Annotated in this window: 18 protein-coding genes; 5 read left to right on the forward strand and 13 right to left on the reverse strand. The window is 65.4% G+C overall.

What is annotated here, in order from left to right; all coding sequences use genetic code 11:
• Positions 1–23: 23 nt before the first annotated feature.
• Positions 24–950: a LysR substrate-binding domain-containing protein gene (locus FJ949_RS06250; RefSeq protein ID WP_140494194.1), complete on the forward strand. Its 927-nt coding sequence runs from the start codon at positions 24–26 to the stop codon at positions 948–950.
• Positions 951–1,066: 116 nt separating this feature from the next.
• Here FJ949_RS06250 and FJ949_RS06255 read toward each other — a convergent pair whose 3' ends face one another.
• Complete coding sequence (locus FJ949_RS06255; protein WP_224646374.1) at positions 1,067–1,609, reverse strand: hypothetical protein; 543 nt, start codon at positions 1,607–1,609, stop codon at positions 1,067–1,069.
• 172 nt (positions 1,610–1,781) lie between these two features.
• Between FJ949_RS06255 and FJ949_RS06260 the strand changes: the two genes are divergently transcribed.
• Positions 1,782–2,015: a DUF2093 domain-containing protein gene (locus FJ949_RS06260; protein WP_140494196.1), complete on the forward strand. Its 234-nt coding sequence runs from the start codon at positions 1,782–1,784 to the stop codon at positions 2,013–2,015.
• 92 nt (positions 2,016–2,107) lie between these two features.
• Here the strand turns inward: FJ949_RS06260 and lpxK are convergent, their stop codons facing one another.
• From lpxK to FJ949_RS06290, 6 genes are all read right to left on the reverse strand, one after another.
• Entirely contained in the window at positions 2,108–3,139 is a 1,032-nt protein-coding gene (gene lpxK, locus FJ949_RS06265) for a tetraacyldisaccharide 4'-kinase (RefSeq protein WP_140494197.1), read from the reverse strand.
• 1 nt (position 3,140) lies between these two features.
• Positions 3,141–4,457 (reverse strand): lipid IV(A) 3-deoxy-D-manno-octulosonic acid transferase, encoded by a 1,317-nt coding sequence (gene waaA, locus FJ949_RS06270; protein WP_140494199.1) that lies wholly within the window; start codon positions 4,455–4,457, stop codon positions 3,141–3,143.
• Entirely contained in the window at positions 4,454–5,245 is a 792-nt protein-coding gene (locus FJ949_RS06275) for a lysophospholipid acyltransferase family protein (protein WP_140494201.1), read from the reverse strand. The genes waaA and FJ949_RS06275 overlap by 4 nt, the downstream gene beginning before the upstream one ends.
• Before the next feature lie 5 nt (positions 5,246–5,250).
• A complete protein-coding gene (locus FJ949_RS06280) occupies positions 5,251–5,496 on the reverse strand; it encodes a DUF4170 domain-containing protein (protein WP_140494203.1) in 246 nt (81 codons plus the stop codon).
• A 76-nt stretch (positions 5,497–5,572) separates the two neighbouring features.
• Positions 5,573–6,376: a 3'(2'),5'-bisphosphate nucleotidase CysQ gene (locus FJ949_RS06285; protein WP_140494205.1), complete on the reverse strand. Its 804-nt coding sequence runs from the start codon at positions 6,374–6,376 to the stop codon at positions 5,573–5,575.
• A complete protein-coding gene (locus FJ949_RS06290) occupies positions 6,363–7,706 on the reverse strand; it encodes a TldD/PmbA family protein (RefSeq protein ID WP_140494207.1) in 1,344 nt (447 codons plus the stop codon). The genes FJ949_RS06285 and FJ949_RS06290 overlap by 14 nt, the downstream gene beginning before the upstream one ends.
• A 157-nt stretch (positions 7,707–7,863) precedes the next feature.
• Here FJ949_RS06290 and FJ949_RS06295 point away from each other — a divergent pair, with 157 nt between their 5' ends.
• On the forward strand, positions 7,864–8,280 hold the full coding sequence (locus FJ949_RS06295) for a VOC family protein (RefSeq protein WP_140494209.1): 417 nt from the start codon (positions 7,864–7,866) through the stop codon (positions 8,278–8,280).
• Between the two features lie 26 nt (positions 8,281–8,306).
• Here the strand turns inward: FJ949_RS06295 and epmA are convergent, their stop codons facing one another.
• A complete protein-coding gene (gene epmA, locus FJ949_RS06300; protein ID WP_140494211.1) occupies positions 8,307–9,353 on the reverse strand; it encodes an EF-P lysine aminoacylase EpmA in 1,047 nt (348 codons plus the stop codon).
• Positions 9,354–9,476: 123 nt separating this feature from the next.
• Here epmA and efp point away from each other — a divergent pair, with 123 nt between their 5' ends.
• Entirely contained in the window at positions 9,477–10,046 is a 570-nt protein-coding gene (gene efp, locus FJ949_RS06305) for an elongation factor P (RefSeq protein WP_140494213.1), read from the forward strand.
• Positions 10,047–10,236: 190 nt separating this feature from the next.
• Positions 10,237–10,779: a dihydrofolate reductase family protein gene (locus FJ949_RS06310; RefSeq protein WP_140494215.1), complete on the forward strand. Its 543-nt coding sequence runs from the start codon at positions 10,237–10,239 to the stop codon at positions 10,777–10,779.
• Positions 10,780–10,876: 97 nt separating this feature from the next.
• Here FJ949_RS06310 and FJ949_RS06315 read toward each other — a convergent pair whose 3' ends face one another.
• From FJ949_RS06315 to FJ949_RS06335, 5 genes are all read right to left on the reverse strand, one after another.
• Positions 10,877–11,746 carry a patatin-like phospholipase family protein gene (locus tag FJ949_RS06315; RefSeq protein ID WP_140494217.1) on the reverse strand — a complete coding sequence of 290 codons (870 nt, stop codon included), beginning with the start codon at positions 11,744–11,746 and terminating at the stop codon, positions 10,877–10,879.
• Positions 11,743–13,119 (reverse strand): pitrilysin family protein, encoded by a 1,377-nt coding sequence (locus FJ949_RS06320; protein WP_181172052.1) that lies wholly within the window; start codon positions 13,117–13,119, stop codon positions 11,743–11,745. Before FJ949_RS06320 ends, FJ949_RS06315 begins: the two co-directional genes overlap by 4 nt.
• Positions 13,120–13,121: 2 nt before the next feature.
• Entirely contained in the window at positions 13,122–14,504 is a 1,383-nt protein-coding gene (locus FJ949_RS06325; RefSeq protein WP_140494221.1) for a pitrilysin family protein, read from the reverse strand.
• 140 nt (positions 14,505–14,644) lie between these two features.
• Positions 14,645–15,199: a 16S rRNA (guanine(966)-N(2))-methyltransferase RsmD gene (gene rsmD / locus FJ949_RS06330; RefSeq protein WP_140494223.1), complete on the reverse strand. Its 555-nt coding sequence runs from the start codon at positions 15,197–15,199 to the stop codon at positions 14,645–14,647.
• Positions 15,196–17,232 (reverse strand): pseudouridine synthase, encoded by a 2,037-nt coding sequence (locus tag FJ949_RS06335; RefSeq protein WP_140494225.1) that lies wholly within the window; start codon positions 17,230–17,232, stop codon positions 15,196–15,198. Before FJ949_RS06335 ends, rsmD begins: the two co-directional genes overlap by 4 nt.
• Between the last annotated feature and the right edge of the window lie 85 nt (positions 17,233–17,317).

Genomic DNA, 17,317 nt, shown 5'->3' on the forward strand with positions numbered 1-17,317 from the left:
CAAATCGAGGGTCAGCTGTGACTATGGATCACAGCTTAGACGGCATCTTGCCGCTCGAGACACTGCGCGCCTTCGATGCAGCGGCACGCACGGGGAGTTTTTCGGCAGCCGCGCAGAGGCTCCACCTTACCCATGGCGCTGTCAGCCGGCAGATCGCCAAGCTGGAGGACTGGCTTGGCCTGAAGGTTTTCGAACGCGGGGCGCGCGGCGTGACGCTGACGAACGAAGGCAATCGCCTGCATCTCAGGACCACAGAAGCCTTCGCGTTGATCTCGGTCAATTCGGACCGTTGGGTTGAACCGCGCGGCACCGCAGTGGTGCGGCTGGCTTCGATCCCTTCGGTGAGCGGCTTGTGGCTGATGCCACGCATGGCGGCGCTTGAGAATGATCCCACCCGCCTGCGCATCGTGCTGGATGTCGACAACCGCCAGGCCGATCTCGCCGACGAAGGCATCGATCTGTCGGTGCGCTGCGGACGCGGCCGCATCCCGGGCCGCGTTTCGATGCAGTTGTTCGAGGAGTATCTGTTTCCGATCGCCTCGCCGAGCCTCGCGCCGGAGATCGGCTGCGGCGACCCGGCCCGGCTGCTCAAATTCCCGCTGATCAACGATTCCGACGCATCCGGCTGGCGCGCATGGTTCGCCGCGCAGGACATGGATTACCGGCCGCGCCCGCAGGACCGACGCTTCGAAGACTACAATCTGGTGCTCGATGCCGCCGCACACGGCCTGGGCATCGCCCTGGCGCGTCCGCCGCTCACCGAACACCAGATACGGTCGGGGCGCGTCGTGGCCGTCGACGATCGCGTTGTGCTCAATCCCGTTTCCTACTGGCTCGATCGTCCCGCCGGAAGGCCCCGCGCCGCTGCCGCCGACCTGTCGCGCCGCATCGCGGCGCAGGCCGGTGTGTCGGCGGAAAAGATCGAACACTTCATCGAAGCCGACACGTAGGTTTCAGAGCAGTTCACCGTTTCACGGAAACGGCGAACCGCTCTATGTCTTTGTTTTGCGCAATTCCATAGGGAAAGCGCTACGCGCTTTTCCCGGGAAAACCGTACACACTTGCTTTAGCGAATGGCCAACCAGACAAATGCAATGAGCGCGGCAACCAGCAGGCCCGTTGCGATGGGGCCGATGCCGACCGCGCCTTGTTCGCGATTCCCCGGTGCGGCTCCCTTTGGTTGGCCGCTCATGCACCCCGGCACCACATTGTCGGCTGACGCCTTTTGCACGACGGATACCCGGGGCGAGACGAACGCCGGCCACGAGAGCGGCGCGGGCCGTGCAGCCCCACCGTCTTCGGCTCTTGTGACCGCCACTGGCACGTCGCGCTGAGCCTCGTCGCCTGGCGACGTCTGCTTGCGCGCCGCAATCTCGGAAACGGTCTTTCCGGCGGTGTCCATGTCCGGCTCCATCGCCGCCTGATAGGCCCGCACGATCTGCGGTGCGGCCAATTGCTGCGACGTCTCGGCCGACGCGGGCGGCAGGGCCGCCAACGCTTCCAAGGCCGGTTGCGGGCGCAAGACCGGCAGCGGCGGTCGCAAGGCCACCTTGACCAGCGCTGCCTTGAGCACATCGGGTTTCGCCGACGGCACCGCCTGCGGCGTCATCGCCTCCTTGAGCAGGGAAGCCAGCCGATCGGAAGAAATGTCCATCATGTCCCCACCAATGGTACCCTTCGGCTCATCAAATAGGATATCAGCATTGCCTCGAGCTTGTCCCATGCTTGACCTTGCCGGCAATTTGTGGCGATGAACTCGGCATGAAGCTCGGCACCAAAGCATGATGAACCGTTTCGAAGGCCCCGGCGGCAAGGAAGCCCGTATCCGCTATCTCGACGGCGACTTCCAGGTGACGAGCCCCGGCGCGTTCGTGCGCTGCGCCGTGACCGGCGAAAGCATTCCGCTCGACGAGCTGAAGTACTGGAGCGTCGAGAGGCAGGAGCCCTACATCAACGCCGCGGCCTCATTGCGCCGCGAGATCGAGGCGCATCCGGAATTGCGCAAGCGAAGCTGAGCAAATCCCGGAATGCGCAGCCGTTTCTGTCCGCCGTTGCGTAAAAACCAAGAGGCAGAGCGGGTCGGCGATTCCATCGAAGGCTGAACGCCTTAGCCCTTAAGCTTAAGCTTACGCTGGCGCCAGGCATCGAGCGTCTCCCCGATGATACGTTCGGGAACGTGGTCGAGCTCGAAGACCGCGTCGATTTCCAGCACGTCGAGACGATCGAGAAAGTCCTTCGAGGCGCCGTGGCGCAGCCGGGCGGCATCCTTGGCGGTGGTGATGAGGCCGAGCCCTTCGGCGCGCGCGGTGGCCGCCAGTTCGGCAAGCTCATCCTCGGCGTAGAAATGATGATCCGGAAACGGCCGCTTCAAAGCCACCTCGCCGCCGGCCTCCTCTACCGTGTCGAAGAATTTCTCGGGGTGGCCGATGCCGGCGAAGGCAAGATAGCGTTTGCCGGCGAGGCGTTCCTTGCCGCTCGGCTCGGTGTGAGCCTCGAAGATCGGCCGGCCGGCGCGCGCCGCCTGGCGCACCACCGCGTCGGCGGCGGTGCCGTCACCCATCTTCAGCAACCCGCTGGTGAAGACCAGCTGATCGACGACCCTGGCCCTGAGCGGCCCGCCCGGGATGACACGGCCGTTGCCGATGCCGTACCGCGCATCGACGACGACCAGCGCATAGTCGATATGGATGCGCGCGCTCTGGAAACCGTCATCCATGATCAGGAAATCGCAGCCATGGTTTTCCATGAGCAGCCGTGCTCCGGCAGCGCGGTGCGGCGTCACTGCCACGGGCGCGTGTTCGGCCAGCAGCAGCGGCTCGTCACCGACATGCCTGGCGCTGTCGTGTTTGATGTCGACGACATGCGGCTCGGCGAAGGAGCCGCCATGGCCGCGCGAGAGGAAACCGGGTTTGAGCCGCATGCGCCTGGCGTGTTCGGCCATGGCGATCGCCACCGGGGTCTTGCCCGTCCCGCCGACGGTGAAATTGCCGATGCACAGAACCGGCGCTTCGATCTTCTCGCGTCTGGCCCGCCGCATGCCACGGCCGGCGACGAATGCATAGGCGGCCGACAGCGGCGACAGCGCGAAAACGCGCCAGTCCGGCTCCTCCCACCAGAACGGCGGTGCTTCGGAGGCCATTTTAGCGCCCGTTCGCGCCCTTCAGGCGCGCCTTGACGACCAGCGGCTGGATATAGGGCTCAAGCGACTTCAGCGTGCGCGCCAGCGCGCCGCGCATCTCATCGACGGTCGCGGCGCCGGCCGCCATCATCTCATGGCGCGCGACTTCGTTGGTGAGCAGGAAGTTGACCGCACCGGCCAGCATGTCGCGGTCGCGCACCAGCTTGGCGCCGCCGCTGTCGAGCAGGCGCTGGTAGGCCTCGCGGAAATTCTGCACGTTGCGTCCGGCAAGGACCGCCGTCTCGAGCATGGCTGGCTCGAGCGGGTTCTGGCCGCCTTCGGAGGTGAGCGAACGGCCGACAAAGGCGATCTCGGTCATCCTGAGATAGAGCCCCATCTCGCCGATCGTATCGCCGAGCAGGATGTCGACGTCGGGCCCGATCCTGTCGGCCTTGCTGCGCCGCGCGACCTTGAGGCCCATGCCGGAAATCTGCTCGGCCAGGGCCCCGGCGCGGTCGGGATGGCGCGGGACGACGATCGTCAGCAGGCCGTGGTGACGCTTGTGCAGCATCGCATGAACCTCGGCGGCAACAACTTCCTCGCCGTCATGGGTCGAGATCGCCGCCCAGGTCGGACGGCCGCCAATCTGCCGCTGCAAGGTGGCCAGCGCCCGTTCGTCGACCGGCGGCGGGTTGGTGTCGACCTTAAGATTGCCGGAGACGGTTACCGGCCGGGCGCCGAGCGCGCGGAAACGCTCGCCGTCGACATCGGACTGGGCAACGACATGGGCAAGGTTCTCGAACAGCGCCTCGGCAATGTTGGGGCGCTTCTTCCAAGACGTGAAGGAGCGGTCGGACAGCCTGCCATTGACCAGAACCTGCGGCACGTGGCGGGCGCCAAGCTCGAGAATCGTCATCGGCCAGATCTCCGACTCGGCGATGATCGCCAGATCCGGCTTCCAGTGGTCGAGGAAACGGCTGACCGCCGGCTTGAGGTCGAGCGGCACATACTGGTGGATGATGCGGTCGCCCAATCTCTCGTCGGCGACCTTGGCCGACGTTACGGTGCCGGTCGTCAGCACGATATTGACGCCGTAGTCGAGTATGCTCTCGACCAGGGGAACGACAGCTATGGTTTCGCCGACGCTCGCGGCGTGGATCCAGATAACAGGCCCATCGGGGCGAGGCCGGCCGGCGACGCCGTAGCGTTCGCGGCGGCGGTTGCGGTCTTCCTTGCCGCGCGAGGTGCGCCAGGCAACATAGGGTCCGACCAGCGGATAGGCGACAGCGCCCGCCAAACGATATGCCGTCAGCATGGTACGCGCCCAGCGACCGCTCATCGCGGAGCATCCACGAGACGGTAGGCCTCGGCGGTCGCGGCATTGAGCGAGGCCGTCACTTCGAGGCGCTTGCGCTCCATCTCGGCGTCATCGGCATTGGCCGGCACGAAAACCGGTGTGCCGATGATGATGGACGAGCGGCCGAACGGCAGGTTGATGGTCGTCTTGTCCCAGCTCTTCTCCAGCACCTTGCGGCGGCTGGTGGCTATGGCCGCCGGCAGGATCGGCCGGCCGGAGAGCCGCGCCAGGAGAACGATGCCAAGCCCCGCATCGCGCGGCGTGCCATGGGGGATGTCAGCGATCATGGCGACGTTCTTGCCGGCGACGAGCGACTTTTTCAGGGCGATCAGCGCCTTGGCGCCGCCCTTGTCGAGATGTTTGGCATTATCGCGCCCGCCGGAGCCGCGCACGGCCTCAATGCCGAATTTCTCGATCATCAGGGCGTTGAGTTCGGCATCCGCACTGCGCGACACCATGGCGACCAACGGCCTGCCCTTGGGGTAGTAGGCCGGTGTCAACAGATGCTGGCCGTGCCAGAGCGCAATGATGCCGGGCTCGAACTGGGCATAGGCACCGCCGGTCAACTTCGCCGAGCCGTCGACGATGCGGTTGGTCAGGCGCACAAGCCGGACGAACTGCGCCAGCAGGCTGACAATGATGTTCTTGACGAATCGCGACTGCGCCAGCGGCTTGCGGATCCTGCGCCAGAAGGCCTTGGTGGCGCGGCTGCGGCCCCTGCCCGTTGGCGTTGCCTGGCCGGGCGGCGCTTTCGCCAGATCATTGTCCATCGAAGTCAACCGACGGCCTTGTGGTCGGGGTCCAGGAGCCGATGCAGGTGCACGACGAAATAACGCATATGGGCATTGTCCACGCTGGCCTGCGCCTTGGCTTTCCATGCCGTATGGGCGGATTGATAGTCGGGATAGATGCCGACGATGTCGAGCGCGTCAAGATCGCGGAATTCGGTGCCGCCAAGCTTCTTCAGTTCGCCGCCGAACACCAGGTGCAAAAGCTGTTTCTTTCCGTCTTCCGCGGCCATTTCGGTCCTTCACATATTGTGAGTTTGTGACAGGTCTAGACCAAAGCCGCCGACTTTGGAACCTTCGATAATGCTTTCAATCATCCAGTCCGGCAATGACGCCCACGAGCACCGCCAGCAGTTCACCGCTGCCGGCGGCGAGCGCGCCGTGGCGGGTCACCTCGCCGGCATAGAGCGGCGCGCGGCCATGCGGGTCGAGCAACTGGCCGCCCGCCTCGCGCAGGATAAGGTCGGCGGCGGCGATATCCCAGTCGTGCGCGTTCGGCTTTACGAAAGTGGCATCGAGCGTGCCGTTGGCGATCATTGCCACGCGATAGGCAAGCGAAGGGCTGTAGGGCGCCCGCTTCAGCCGTTCCTGCCAGCCGGCCGGTATCCTGTCGAGCAACTGCTTCAATCCGGAAATTTCGGCCTTGTCGCCGGGCTGGCGCACCGCGATGCGGCTACCGTTGCGGAAGGCGCCCTGGCCAGGCAGCGCCCAGTAAGTCTCGTTAAGCGCCGGACACTCGAGCACGCCGGCAAGCGAGCGGCCATGCTCGACGACGGCGACGCTGACGCACCAGGTGCGCTGGCCTTCCAGGAAGCCGCGGGTGCCGTCGATCGGATCGACGACAAAGGTTCGGCGCGCCGAAAGCCGCACTGGATCGTCGACCGTCTCCTCGGACAGCCAACCATAATCCGGCCGCGCCGCAAGCAGGGTCTGGCGCAAATACGCATCGGCGGCGTGATCGGCCTCGCTGACCGGCGAGGTCCCGCCCTTCATCCAGACCTGCGGGCTGTTCCCGAAGTAACGCATGGCGATGACGCCGGCCTCGCGGGCAGCGTCGCGCAGCAGCGGCAGATCCTCCGTGGCGCCAGTCGTGGTCAGATCATGCTCCGGCAAGGGTCATGCCTTCGATCAGCAACGTGGGGGCGGCGGTGCCGAAATTGCGATCGAGATCGCTTGCCGGCACCATGTTGAGGAACATCGTCTTCAGGTTGGAGGCGATCGTGACTTCGGCGACGGGGTAGGCAAGCTGGCCGTTGTCGATCCAGAACCCGGAAGCGCCGCGGCTGTATTCGCCGGTCACCATGTCGACACCTTGCCCGAACACCTCGGTGACGTAGAAGCCCGTCTTGAGCGAGGCGATCAGTTCTTCTGGCGAGCGCTCGCCCGGCTCGATGGCAAGATTGGTCGAAGACGGCGAGACGGACGAGCCGCTGCGCGAACCGCGTCCATTGGTGACGAGACCCAGTTCCCGCGCCGCCGAGGTCGACAGGAACCAGTGGTTGAGCACACCGTTCTCGATCATCAGAAGCTTGTCGCCTTCGACGCCTTCGCCGTCGAACGGACGCGAGGCCTGGCCGCGCCGCCTCAGCGGCTCGTCGGTGACGGTAATGGCCGATGCAGCCACCTTTTTGCCCATCATGTCGCGCAGGAACGACGTCTTGCGCGCGACGGCAGCGCCGTTGATGGCGCCCGCGAGATGGCCGGCAATGCCGCGCGCCACGCGCGGATCGAACACCACGTCGACCGGTCCGGTCGCGGCCTTGCGCGCGCCGAGCCGGCGCACGGCGCGTTCCCCGGCCTTGCGGCCTATGTCTTCCGGCGCATCCAGGTCGGCAAAATGCTGGCGCGAGGAGAATTCATAATCGCGCTCCATGCCGGTACCCTCGCCGGCGATGACGCTCGTGGAGCGCGAGAAGCGCGAGGCGACATAATGGCCGAGGAAGCCGTGCGAGGTGGCCAATACCAGCCCTCCGAGCCCGGCGCTGGCATTGCTGCCCGCCGAATTGGTCACGCCTTTGACGGCCAGAGCCGCCGCTTCCGCGGCCAGTGCCGCTTCCTTCAACTGGTCGGCCGATACTTCTGTTGCATCGAACAGGTCGAGATCGCGCGTCTGCCTGGCCAGCAGCGCCGGATCCGCGAGGCCCTGGTTGGGATCTTCGGGAGAGACCCTGGCCATGGCGACGGCACGTTCGGCAAGCGCCTTCGGATCGGACGCGGCAGTCGCGGAAACACTTGCCACCCGCTGGCCGACAAAGACACGCAGCGAAACGTCGTCGCCTTCCGAGGCCTCGGTGTTTTCGACCTTGCCCAGCCGCACCGACACACCGGTCGAGCGGCCACGCACCGCGACGGCATCCGCGGCATCGGCGCCAGCTTTTTTGGCAGCCTCGACCAGGGCCGCGACGCGGTCGGTCAATCTTGATGCGTCCGATATATCGCTCATGCGCGTGATCCTGCTGTTGCGGCTGGCCCGAGAGCCGCCGTCCCCCATCTATTGTTCCGGTCCGGCTTGTGCAATGGCACAAGCTTCAATCAAAATGCATCGGTTCAGCCGCCCATCGCGAAGCGCGGCACCGCATCGCCAGCACGGAGCATTTCCAATGACGCCTTTCCATCTTGCCTTCCCGGTCCGTGATCTCGATGAAACACGCGCTTTCTATGGCGAGGTGCTGGGTTGCGCCATCGGCCGCTCTTCGGAGACCTGGGTCGATTTCGACCTGTTCGGCCACCAGATGTCGGCGCATCTGCGGCCACCGGCCGCGCCGGCTGCCAGCGACGGCAAGGTCGACGGCATGGCGGTGCCGATCCCGCATTTCGGCGCCGTGCTTTTGATGGATGACTGGCAGCGGCTTGCCGCGCGGCTGGAAGCACGCGCCGACATAGACTGGCTGGAGCGGCCGATGATCCGCTTCAAGGGAGAGCCCGGCGAACAGGCGACGCTGTTCATCCGCGATCCCTCGGGCAACGCGCTGGAATTCAAGGGCTTTCGTTCGCTGGAGCAGATTTTCGCGCATTGACATGGTGCAAGCCGTGGCGCGCGGACTCAGGACCCGGCAACAGGCGTCCAGATCACATCCTCGATTTTTTGCGCGCCCGTGGCCAGCATCGCCAGCCTGTCGAAGCCGAGCGCGATGCCGCTGGCCTGTGGCATGACCGCGAGTGCCGCGAGAAAATCCTCGTCCAGCGGATAGCGCTCGCCATAGACGCGCTCTTTCTCGTCCATTTCCATGATGAAGCGCCGGCGCTGCTCCTCGGCGTCCGTCAACTCGCCGAAGCCGTTGGCAAGTTCGACGCCGCAGCAATAGAGCTCGAAGCGCTCGGCGACGCGGGGGTCGCGTGGGCTCGGTCGCGCCAGAGCCGCCTCGGCGACCGGGTACTCGCAAAGGATGGTCGCGCGGCCGATACCGAGATTGGGCTCGATCTTCTCCACCATCACCCGGCTGAACAGGTCGGCCCAGCCGTCGTCGGGCGCGGTACGCAGGCCGGCACCGGTCAGGGCCTGATGGAGCGAATCGCGGTCGGTGATGCCGTCGGCGCTGACCGTCGCAAGCAGATCGATCCCGGCATGGCGCGCGAACGCGTCCGCCACCGTCAGCCGCTCCGGCTCCGCGAAAGGATCACAGTCGCGGCCGCGAAAGCTGAAACGCGTGGCCCCTGCCCTTGTCGCGGCCAGCGCCAGCAGACCCGCGCAATCCCGCATCAGGCTCTCATAGGTTTCGCCGACCCTGTACCATTCGAGCATGGTGAATTCGGGATGGTGCAAAGGGCCACGCTCGCGGTTGCGATAGACCGGGCCGAAGCTGAAGATCCTGGTCTCGCCGGCAGCGAGCAGCTTCTTGCAGGCGAATTCCGGCGACGTGTGCAGATAGAGCGGCTTGCGCTGCCCGTCCGGCGCGACCGCCTCGGTTGCGAAGGCCGCCAGATGCGCCTCGTTGCCGGGCGATATCTGCAGGGCCGATGCCTGCACCTCGATGAAATCGCGACGGGCGAACCAGTCGCGCAAGGCGGCGGCAAGGCCGTTGCGCAGCATCAGGCGCGAACGGCGATCGGCATGCACATGCGGCGTCCACCAGGGCGAAGCGGCGGTCATGGGCGGTTTGAAGGCGCGCTGGTTCGCGTTGGGGGCTGGCGGTTCGCGCCGAGATGCGCTAGGCCCCCATCCAGCGCCGCGCAAGCCGGCAAACGCCCGTCAACTCTCGCAGGATAAAAAACCGTGGTGAAAGTCATCGCCAGTTCGCTCCGCAAAGGCAATGTCGTCGACAAGGACGGCAAGCTTTATGTGATCCTCTTTGCCGAAAACATCCACCCAGGCAAGGGTACGCCGGTGACGCAGCTCGACATGCGCCGCATCGGCGACGGGGTGAAGGTTTCGGAACGCTACCGCACCACCGAACAGGTGGAGCGCGCCTATGTCGAGGAGCGCGAGCACACCTTCCTCTACGCCGACGGCGAAGGCTATCACTTCATGAACCCCGAGACCTACGACCAGGTGGCGGTGTCGGAAGCCGTCGTCGGCGATGCCGCCCCCTATTTGCAGGAAGGCATGCCGGTTCAGGTCTCGCAGTTCAACGGCATCGCTATCTCCCTGGTGCTGCCGCAGCGGGCCACCTTCGAAGTGGTCGAGACCGAGCCGACGACCAAGGGCCAGACGGCGTCCTCTTCCTACAAGCCCGCCCTACTCTCCAACGGCGTGCGCACCGCCGTGCCGCCGCATATCGCGCCAGGCACCCGCGTGGTGGTGATGACGGCCGATGGGTCCTATGTGGAGCGCGCGAAGGACTGAGAGCACGGCGCCAGGCGTCGCCAGCTTCTCAGCCGGACCCTATTTTTAGCCGCTGACGATGATCGGCGGCATCGCCAATTGGCGCCTGCCGAGGCCGGCGCTGCCCGGGCAAACAACAAGCGCAGCGTTATTTCCAGAAGCGTGTCGCACAAAGCCATCATCGTTCGTCCTTGTGGAAAGGAGAACGCCAATGAGAAAGCTTATCGTCACCGAATTCATCAGCGTCGATGGCATCGCCGAAGTCGAGAAACTGCCTGGCGTGACCTGGAACGACGAGATGAACAGGTTCAAGGAGGACGAGCTGGCTGACAGCGGCGCCATGCTTTTGGGACGCACAACCTACGAGATTTTCGCCGGCTCGTGGCCGAGCGAAACCGGAGACTTCGCCGACCGGTTCAACGCGCTGCCGAAATATGTCGCCTCCAGCAGTTTGAAGGCGCTCGACTGGAAACCGGCCGAGCTGCTCAGGGGGCCGCTGCCGGAGGCGGTCAGGACACTGAAGCTAGGTAGCGGCGGCAACATCTATGTGCATGGCAGCCTCAGCGTCGCGCAGGAACTGTTGCGCCATGGTCTGGTCGACCGCGTCAGGCTGCTGAGCTACCCCGGCACCGTCGGCCAAGGCAAAAAGCTGTTTCCGGCCGACGATCCGGTGTCGCTTGAGTTGATTTCCGCCAAGCCATTCAGCAACGGCGTGGTGGCGCTGGAGTATGCGCCGGTGCTGGCGAAATCGTAGTCGGTTAGAGTGCCCTTCTTCCAGAGAGGACTGGAGGGCGCCTGGTTTTCGGGATCAAAGCTATAGCGGTGACGTGAGGCAACGTGTGGACCTCGCGTCACCCGGTCTGCTTTCCCCGTCTTTGCTCGACGGCAGCACTTTCCCTAGCCTCCACCACCCTCTCCACCTCGCGCTTCAGCTGGTCCTTGATATCCGCCGTCTCGGTCATCAGGACCTCGATCTTGAGGAAGTCGAGCACGCGGTATTTGGACACCGCCGGGCGGATCAGGATGTCGGGCTGGCACTGCTTCAGCTTGTTGGCGATGATCGACTGCATCATCAATTGCGTGGCGCCGAACATCAGGTCGACGGAGGTCGGCCGCCTGTGGTCGGCCTCTTCCGGCGCGCCGACCACGTCGACGCCGATGATGATGTCGGCATCATCCTCGATCAGGTCGAAGGGCACGGGGTTGTAGATGCCGCCATCGATCAGCAGCCGGCCGTCGCGCATCACCGGGCGGAACACGGCAGGAATGGCCGCTGAAGCCGCTAGCGCCGAATGCAGGTCGCCTTCGGCGAACACGGCCAGCTTGTGGCCGAAATAGTCCGTCGCCGTCACCTTCAGCGGGATTTTCAGCTCGGCGAAGGTTTCGGGAATGGCTTCGGGCAGGAATGCCTTGAGGATGCGTTCGACATTGAACTGGCTGACGCGGATGCCGGCCTGCATGGCCTCGGCGATCGTGCCGGGCCGCGCCCGCCACATGCGGCTCGCCACCTCGGCGCGACGGCCGAGGATCGAGCGGGCATAATCATGGATGTCCTTGCCGGTCATGCCGGAGGCCATGCCGGCGCCCATGATGGCGCCGATCGACGAGCCGGCGATTGCGACCGGCCTGATGCCCAGTTCGTCCAGCGCCTCGATGACATGGATGTGCGCCAGACCGCGCGCGCCGCCGCCGCCAAAGGCGATGCCGAAGGTGAGGCTCATCCCTTGTTGGCTCCGGCCAAGGGCGGTCCGACGACCATGATGGTCGGCTCGGCCGACAAAAGCTTCTTCGCCGCGGCCTTGACCTGGTCGAGTGTCACTGCGTTGATGAGGCCGGTGCGGCGCTGAATGTAATCGACGCCGAGGTCGTCGAGCTGCAGCTCGACCAGGGTCGCGGCGATGGCGCTGGAGGAGTCCAGGTTGTTGATGGCGTAGGCGCCGATCATGTATTTCTTGGTCGCCGCCAGTTCCGCGTCGGTCGGGCCGTCCTCGGCAAGCCGCTTGACCACGTCCCGCACGATGCCAAGGGTTTCGGCGGCCCGGTCCGATCGTGTGCCGGTGGTGACGATCAGAGCGTCGGCATGGTCCTGGTTGATGAGCGAGGAATTGACGCTGTAGGCCAGCCCGCGCTTCTCGCGCACCTCTTGGAACAGGCGCGAGGTGAAGGTGCCGCCGCCGAGAATCTCGTTCATCAGAACCGCAGGGAAGAAATCCGCCGCCTTGCGCTTCACGCCAGGCCAGGCAAGCTGAAGCGAGGTCTGCGGTAGGTCGTAGTCGACCTCGATATGCCGCGCCAGATTCGGCTCGACGTCGGCAACCGGCGCGAGCGCCTGGTTCTGCGGCAGCCCGCCGAACATCATGTCCAGTTTCTTCTTCAGCGTTTCCGGGTCGATGGCGCCGACCACCGCGACATGCAGCCCGCTCCGCGCGAAGACGGCCTTGTGCAGCGCCTTCAGATCGTCCCGCGTGATGGCGGCGATGCTCTGCCTGGTGCCCTGATCGGAGCGCGAATAAGGATGATCGCCATAGAGCGCGCGCGCCCATCTGTCCTGCGCGATCGTGTCGGGGTCGTTCTCTCCGGCGATGATGCCGGACAGGATCTGAGCGCCGATGCGATCGATCGGCGCCTGGTCGAAACGCGGCTCGTTGACCGCCAGCCGCAGCAGGTCGAACGCCTCGTCGCGCTGCTCGGCCAACATGCGCATGGAACCGTAGATGCCGTCGCGGGTCTCCTCGAAGCTCATCTCGGCGCCGGCGTCGTCGAGCTTCACCTGGAAGGCGTCGCTGTCCAGAGGGCCTGCGCCTTCGTCGAACAGACCGGTCATCAGATTGGCCAGCCCTTCCTTGCCCGGCGGATCCTGCGTCGAGCCGCCCCCAAAGACGAAACGGATGGCCACCATCGGCACCGAATAGTCTTCGACCAGCCAGGCGGTGACGCCCTTGGGCGAGGTGACCTGCTGGATGTCCATGGCGCGGGCGGCAAGCGCCGGCAGGACCAGGAAGAAGATGGAAAGGAGCAAAGTGACAAGCGCTGCGCGTGCCCTCCCTTCTCCCCGTTTGGGAGACGGGAAAGAGCCGTGTTGCTCGCTCTTCATCATCAATTCCCCGCCTGTTGCTGCGGCAAGAGATAGCCGGTCGTCGACCGGGCCAGCACCAGATAGCGCGCGGCGACGGCCTTGATCTCGCCGGGAGTGATGTTGCGGATGCGCTCCGGCCATTGCTCGATGTCCTGCACATTGCCGCCGGTGGCAAGCTCGGCGCCATAGATATTGGCCATCGAATCCTGTTTGTCGCGGGCGAAAACCATCGAGCGGACATAGCGGTCCTTGGCCTTGTCCAGCTCCTTGACGGTGACGCCTTCCCTGGCGATGCGCACGACCTCCGCGTCGACGGCCGCCTCGACATCGACGAGCCTGGCGTCGCCGCGCGGCGTGCCATAGACGGTGAAGTTGGTGTCGTCCAGCATGGTGCCCTGGAAATAGGCCCCGGCGTTGGAAGCGATGCCTTGCCTGACCACCAGCGCCTGATAGAGCCGGCTGCGGTTGCCGCCGCCCAGTATTTCCGCCAGCAGGTCGAGCGCCTCGGCTTCGCCGGGCTTGGCCGTGTGGTAGGACGGCACCACCCATTGGGTGGAGAAATTCGGCACGCTGACGCGGGCGTCGGACAGCGTCACCGTGCGCCTGGTGTTCTGCTCCGGCTCGACCGGGCGGACGCGCGGCGGCAGGTCGGGCCCGCGCGCGATCTTGCCGTAGGTTTTCTCGGCCAGAGCCTTGACCGTGTCGGGCTCGACGTCACCGGCCACGATCAGCACCGCGTTGTTGGGCTGGTAGTATTTGTTGTAGAAGGCGATGGCGTCGGTGCGGTTCAACTGCTCCATCTCCTGCATCCAGCCAATGACCGGAATTCGGTAGGGCTGGTTCTGCCACAGCGTGGCGTCGAGTTCCTCTTCGAGCACCGCCTCGGGACTGTTGTCGATGCGCGAACGGCGCTCCTCCAGGATGACGTCGCGCTCGGTCTTGATGACATCGTCGGTGAGGATGAGTTTGCGCATGCGGTCGGCCTCGAAGCTCATCATCAGCTCGAGCGCCGACGGCGCCACCGTCTCGTGGAAGGCGGTGTAGTCGTAGGAGGTGAAGGCATTGTTGGAGCCGCCTATGTCGGAGACGGCGCGGTCGAACTCGCCGGCGGCGTGATTGGCCGTCGCCTTGAACATCAGATGCTCGAAGAAATGGGCGATGCCGGATTTGCCTGGCGGCTCGTCGGCGCTGCCCACCTTATACCACACCATATGGGTGACGATCGGTGAGCGATGGTCGGGAATGACGACCACTTCCATGCCATTGTCGAGCAGAAAATCCGTTACCTTGAACTCGGCCGGCCGCTTGTCGGCGGCGAAGGTCGCCGGGGCCAGTCCGGCAATGACCAAAGCCAGCGATGTGGCCAAGAGCGTCTTGCGCAGCCATTCAGCCTGAAATGTCATCAATGGCTCCGGTTTCTCATGACGGACGATAGGCGGCGAGCCGATGTTGTGAAAGTGAATTGTTGATTACTGGCATGGCACGACCTGCTCCCCTGGGAAGAGGGCTCGCATTCCATCTTCGCCCGCAAATGAAGCTTAACTCAGGCGGCCTCGACAAGCCGGATCAGCGTCTCGCCATAGTGGCGCTCGTCGACAACTGAAAATCCCGGTCCCGGCTCGAAAGGCGCCGCCGCTGCCTCCTCGACCACGCACAGCGCGCCGGGACGCAGCCAGCCGCCTTGCTTGGCCGACCTCAGCGCGCGTTCGCCAAGACCCTTGCCGTAAGGTGGATCGGCGAAAACGAGGTCGAACGGCGCCAGCGTGCCGGCCTCGCCCAGAGCCGTCGCGTCGCGCCGGAATATCTTGGTGCGGCCGGTCAGGCCGAAGGCCTCGACATTGTCGCGGATCAGGCCGCGGCCTTCGGCCGACTCCTCGATGAAGACGCCATAGGACGCGCCGCGCGATAGCGCCTCGAGCCCGAGCGCGCCTGTGCCTGCGAACAGGTCGAGCACGCGCGCGCGCTGCAACCGATCGGCAAAGCGATGCGCCAGCACATTGAAAACAGCCTCGCGGGTGCGGTCAGTGGTGGGGCGGATGGCGCTGCCGCGGGGCGTCGCCAGCGGGCGCCCGCGAAACTCGCCGCCGACGATCCTCATTTCGCCCTTGGACCCTTGAAACCGCCGCGCGGCCGCTCGCCGCCGCCACCCGGACGTTCGCCACGCGGCTTGCCGAACGGCTTGGGGCCGCCGGGCTTGCCATAGGCCGGCTTGAAAGACGCCTTGCGGGCCTTGGCCTCAGCGGCTTTGGCAGCGTCCGCTTCCGCCCTGCCCTTGCCGATTGGGCGCGCGCCCGGCGCCATCCAGACATTGGCCTTGCGCTGGCCGGGCGGCTCGATCGGCCGCTGCTCGCGCTCGGATTTCTTGCCGCCCGGTTTGCCGCCAAAACCACCGCGCGGCTTGTCGCCGAAGCTACCGCGTTCGGGTCTCGGGCCGCGGTCACCAAAGCTTTTTTCCGGCCTCGCGCCTCTGTCGGGGCTGGTCGACAGTTTGCCCAGCGCCTCGTCACGGCTGCCTTCGCGGCGCTTACGGTTCTTGATCAGGCCACCCTCGCCGATCGGCCGGTGGTCACCCTCGCGCGAAAATCTCGGCCGCTCGGCCTCCTCGCGGCGCGGCTCGACCCGCCGCACCGGCGAGTTGGAAAACGGTTTTGTTATCTCGGCATCGAAATTGGCACCGGATTCCTCTATCAGGCGTTCGCCGAGCTGATCGCGCAACACCTTGCCCTTGATCTCCAGCACATGGCCTTCGGGGAGCTCGTCGAGCTGGAACGGGCCGTAGGAGATGCGGATCAGCCGCGTCACGTCGAGGCCGAGCGCGCCGAGAATGTTCTTGACCTCGCGGTTTTTGCCCTCGCGCAAGCCGATCGTCAGCCAGGCGTTCGAGCCTTGCTCGCGATCGAGGCTCGCCTCGATGGCGCCATAGAAAACGCCGTCCACGGCAATGCCTTCGCGCAAACCCGCAAGCGCACTTTCCTCGACCTTGCCATGGACGCGCACCCGGTAACGGCGCAGCCAGCCGGTGGCCGGCAGTTCGAGCACGCGAGACAGGCCGCCATCATTGGTCAGCAACAGCAGGCCTTCGGTGTTGATGTCGAGCCGGCCGATGGTCATCAGCCGGGGCAATTCAGCCGGCAGCACGTCGAAGACGGTCTTGCGGCCCTCTGGGTCGCGGTTGGTGGTCACGACACCGGCAGGCTTGTGGAACAGGAACAGCCGAGTGCGCTCGATCGGCGGGATCTCCATGCCGTCGAGATGGATGATGTCGCCCGGCATCACATTGAAAGCCGGCGAAGACAGAACCCGGCCGTTGACCTTGACGCGGCCGGCCGCGATCAACTCCTCGGCGTCACGGCGCGAGGCAAGCCCGGCGCGAGCCAGCCGCTTGGCGATCCGCTCGCCGGCTTCCTCGGGCGCCTCCGCAGGACGCGGACGGGACTTGAAACCGCCTTGCGGCCGGTCGGCAGCGAAATCGCGCTTCGGACGGTCTGCGAAATCGCGCTTCGGACGGTCAGAGAAGTCGGGCTTGGGCCGATCGGCAAAATCACGCTTAGGACGATCGAAGCGTCTTTCACCCGTCGCACCTTCAGCCGCCATTGGCCGCTCGCCGCGCGGTGCATACGGCTTGCGCGGGCCTTCGCGGTTTTCATAAGGCTTGCCTTGCGGACGCGGACCCTTGTTGAAGGGCCGCTCCGAGCGCCCGCCTTCGCCGCCTTCGCGCGGCTTATACTCACGCTTCTGGGGCCGTTCGCCATCGGCGGTCATTGGACGGTCGCCACGCGGCGCGTAGGGCTTGCGCGGCCCTTCGCGCTTCTCATAAGGTTTGCCTTGCGGACGCGGACCCTTGTTGAACGGCCGCTCCGAGCGCCCGCCCTCGCGCGGTTTGTACTCGCGCTTCTGGGGCCGTTCGCCATCGGCGGCCATCGGCCGCTCGCCGCGCGGCGCGTAGGGCTTGCGCGGCCCTTCGCGTTTTTCGAAGGGCTTGCCGCCGTCGCCACGCTTGGCAAACGGTTTCTTGGCGCCGAAGGCCGGCTTGCCGCCTTTGCCGGCATCGCGCCCACGCGCGCCCGCCGGTTTCGGACCGCTTTTGCCCGGACCCTTCTGGCGCGGAGATTTCTTGTCGTTGTCGTCCATGTGGCCTTTGTCCGTTTGCGCTGCTACAGCGTGGCGCATCCTTTCGGGCGCGCAACGAACGCTGTAGCATTTTTGATTTGGCGCA

Source organism: Mesorhizobium sp. B2-4-1, from assembly GCF_006442185.1.
Taxonomy (GTDB): domain Bacteria; phylum Pseudomonadota; class Alphaproteobacteria; order Rhizobiales; family Rhizobiaceae; genus Mesorhizobium.

Coding starts and splice junctions, on each gene's coding strand:
- FJ949_RS06250 (WP_140494194.1), top strand. CDS start 24: ATGGATCACAGCTTAGACGGCATCTTGCCGCTCGAGACACTGCGCGCC.
- FJ949_RS06255 (WP_224646374.1), bottom strand. CDS start 1,609: ATGACGCCGCAGGCGGTGCCGTCGGCGAAACCCGATGTGCTCAAGGCA.
- FJ949_RS06260 (WP_140494196.1), top strand. CDS start 1,782: ATGATGAACCGTTTCGAAGGCCCCGGCGGCAAGGAAGCCCGTATCCGC.
- lpxK (WP_140494197.1), bottom strand. CDS start 3,139: ATGGCCTCCGAAGCACCGCCGTTCTGGTGGGAGGAGCCGGACTGGCGC.
- waaA (WP_140494199.1), bottom strand. CDS start 4,457: ATGAGCGGTCGCTGGGCGCGTACCATGCTGACGGCATATCGTTTGGCG.
- FJ949_RS06275 (WP_140494201.1), bottom strand. CDS start 5,245: ATGGACAATGATCTGGCGAAAGCGCCGCCCGGCCAGGCAACGCCAACG.
- FJ949_RS06280 (WP_140494203.1), bottom strand. CDS start 5,496: ATGGCCGCGGAAGACGGAAAGAAACAGCTTTTGCACCTGGTGTTCGGC.
- FJ949_RS06290 (WP_140494207.1), bottom strand. CDS start 7,706: ATGAGCGATATATCGGACGCATCAAGATTGACCGACCGCGTCGCGGCC.
- FJ949_RS06295 (WP_140494209.1), top strand. CDS start 7,864: ATGACGCCTTTCCATCTTGCCTTCCCGGTCCGTGATCTCGATGAAACA.
- epmA (WP_140494211.1), bottom strand. CDS start 9,353: ATGACCGCCGCTTCGCCCTGGTGGACGCCGCATGTGCATGCCGATCGC.
- FJ949_RS06310 (WP_140494215.1), top strand. CDS start 10,237: ATGAGAAAGCTTATCGTCACCGAATTCATCAGCGTCGATGGCATCGCC.
- FJ949_RS06315 (WP_140494217.1), bottom strand. CDS start 11,746: ATGAGCCTCACCTTCGGCATCGCCTTTGGCGGCGGCGGCGCGCGCGGT.
- FJ949_RS06320 (WP_181172052.1), bottom strand. CDS start 13,119: ATGAAGAGCGAGCAACACGGCTCTTTCCCGTCTCCCAAACGGGGAGAA.
- FJ949_RS06325 (WP_140494221.1), bottom strand. CDS start 14,504: ATGACATTTCAGGCTGAATGGCTGCGCAAGACGCTCTTGGCCACATCG.
- rsmD (WP_140494223.1), bottom strand. CDS start 15,199: ATGAGGATCGTCGGCGGCGAGTTTCGCGGGCGCCCGCTGGCGACGCCC.
- FJ949_RS06335 (WP_140494225.1), bottom strand. CDS start 17,232: ATGGACGACAACGACAAGAAATCTCCGCGCCAGAAGGGTCCGGGCAAA.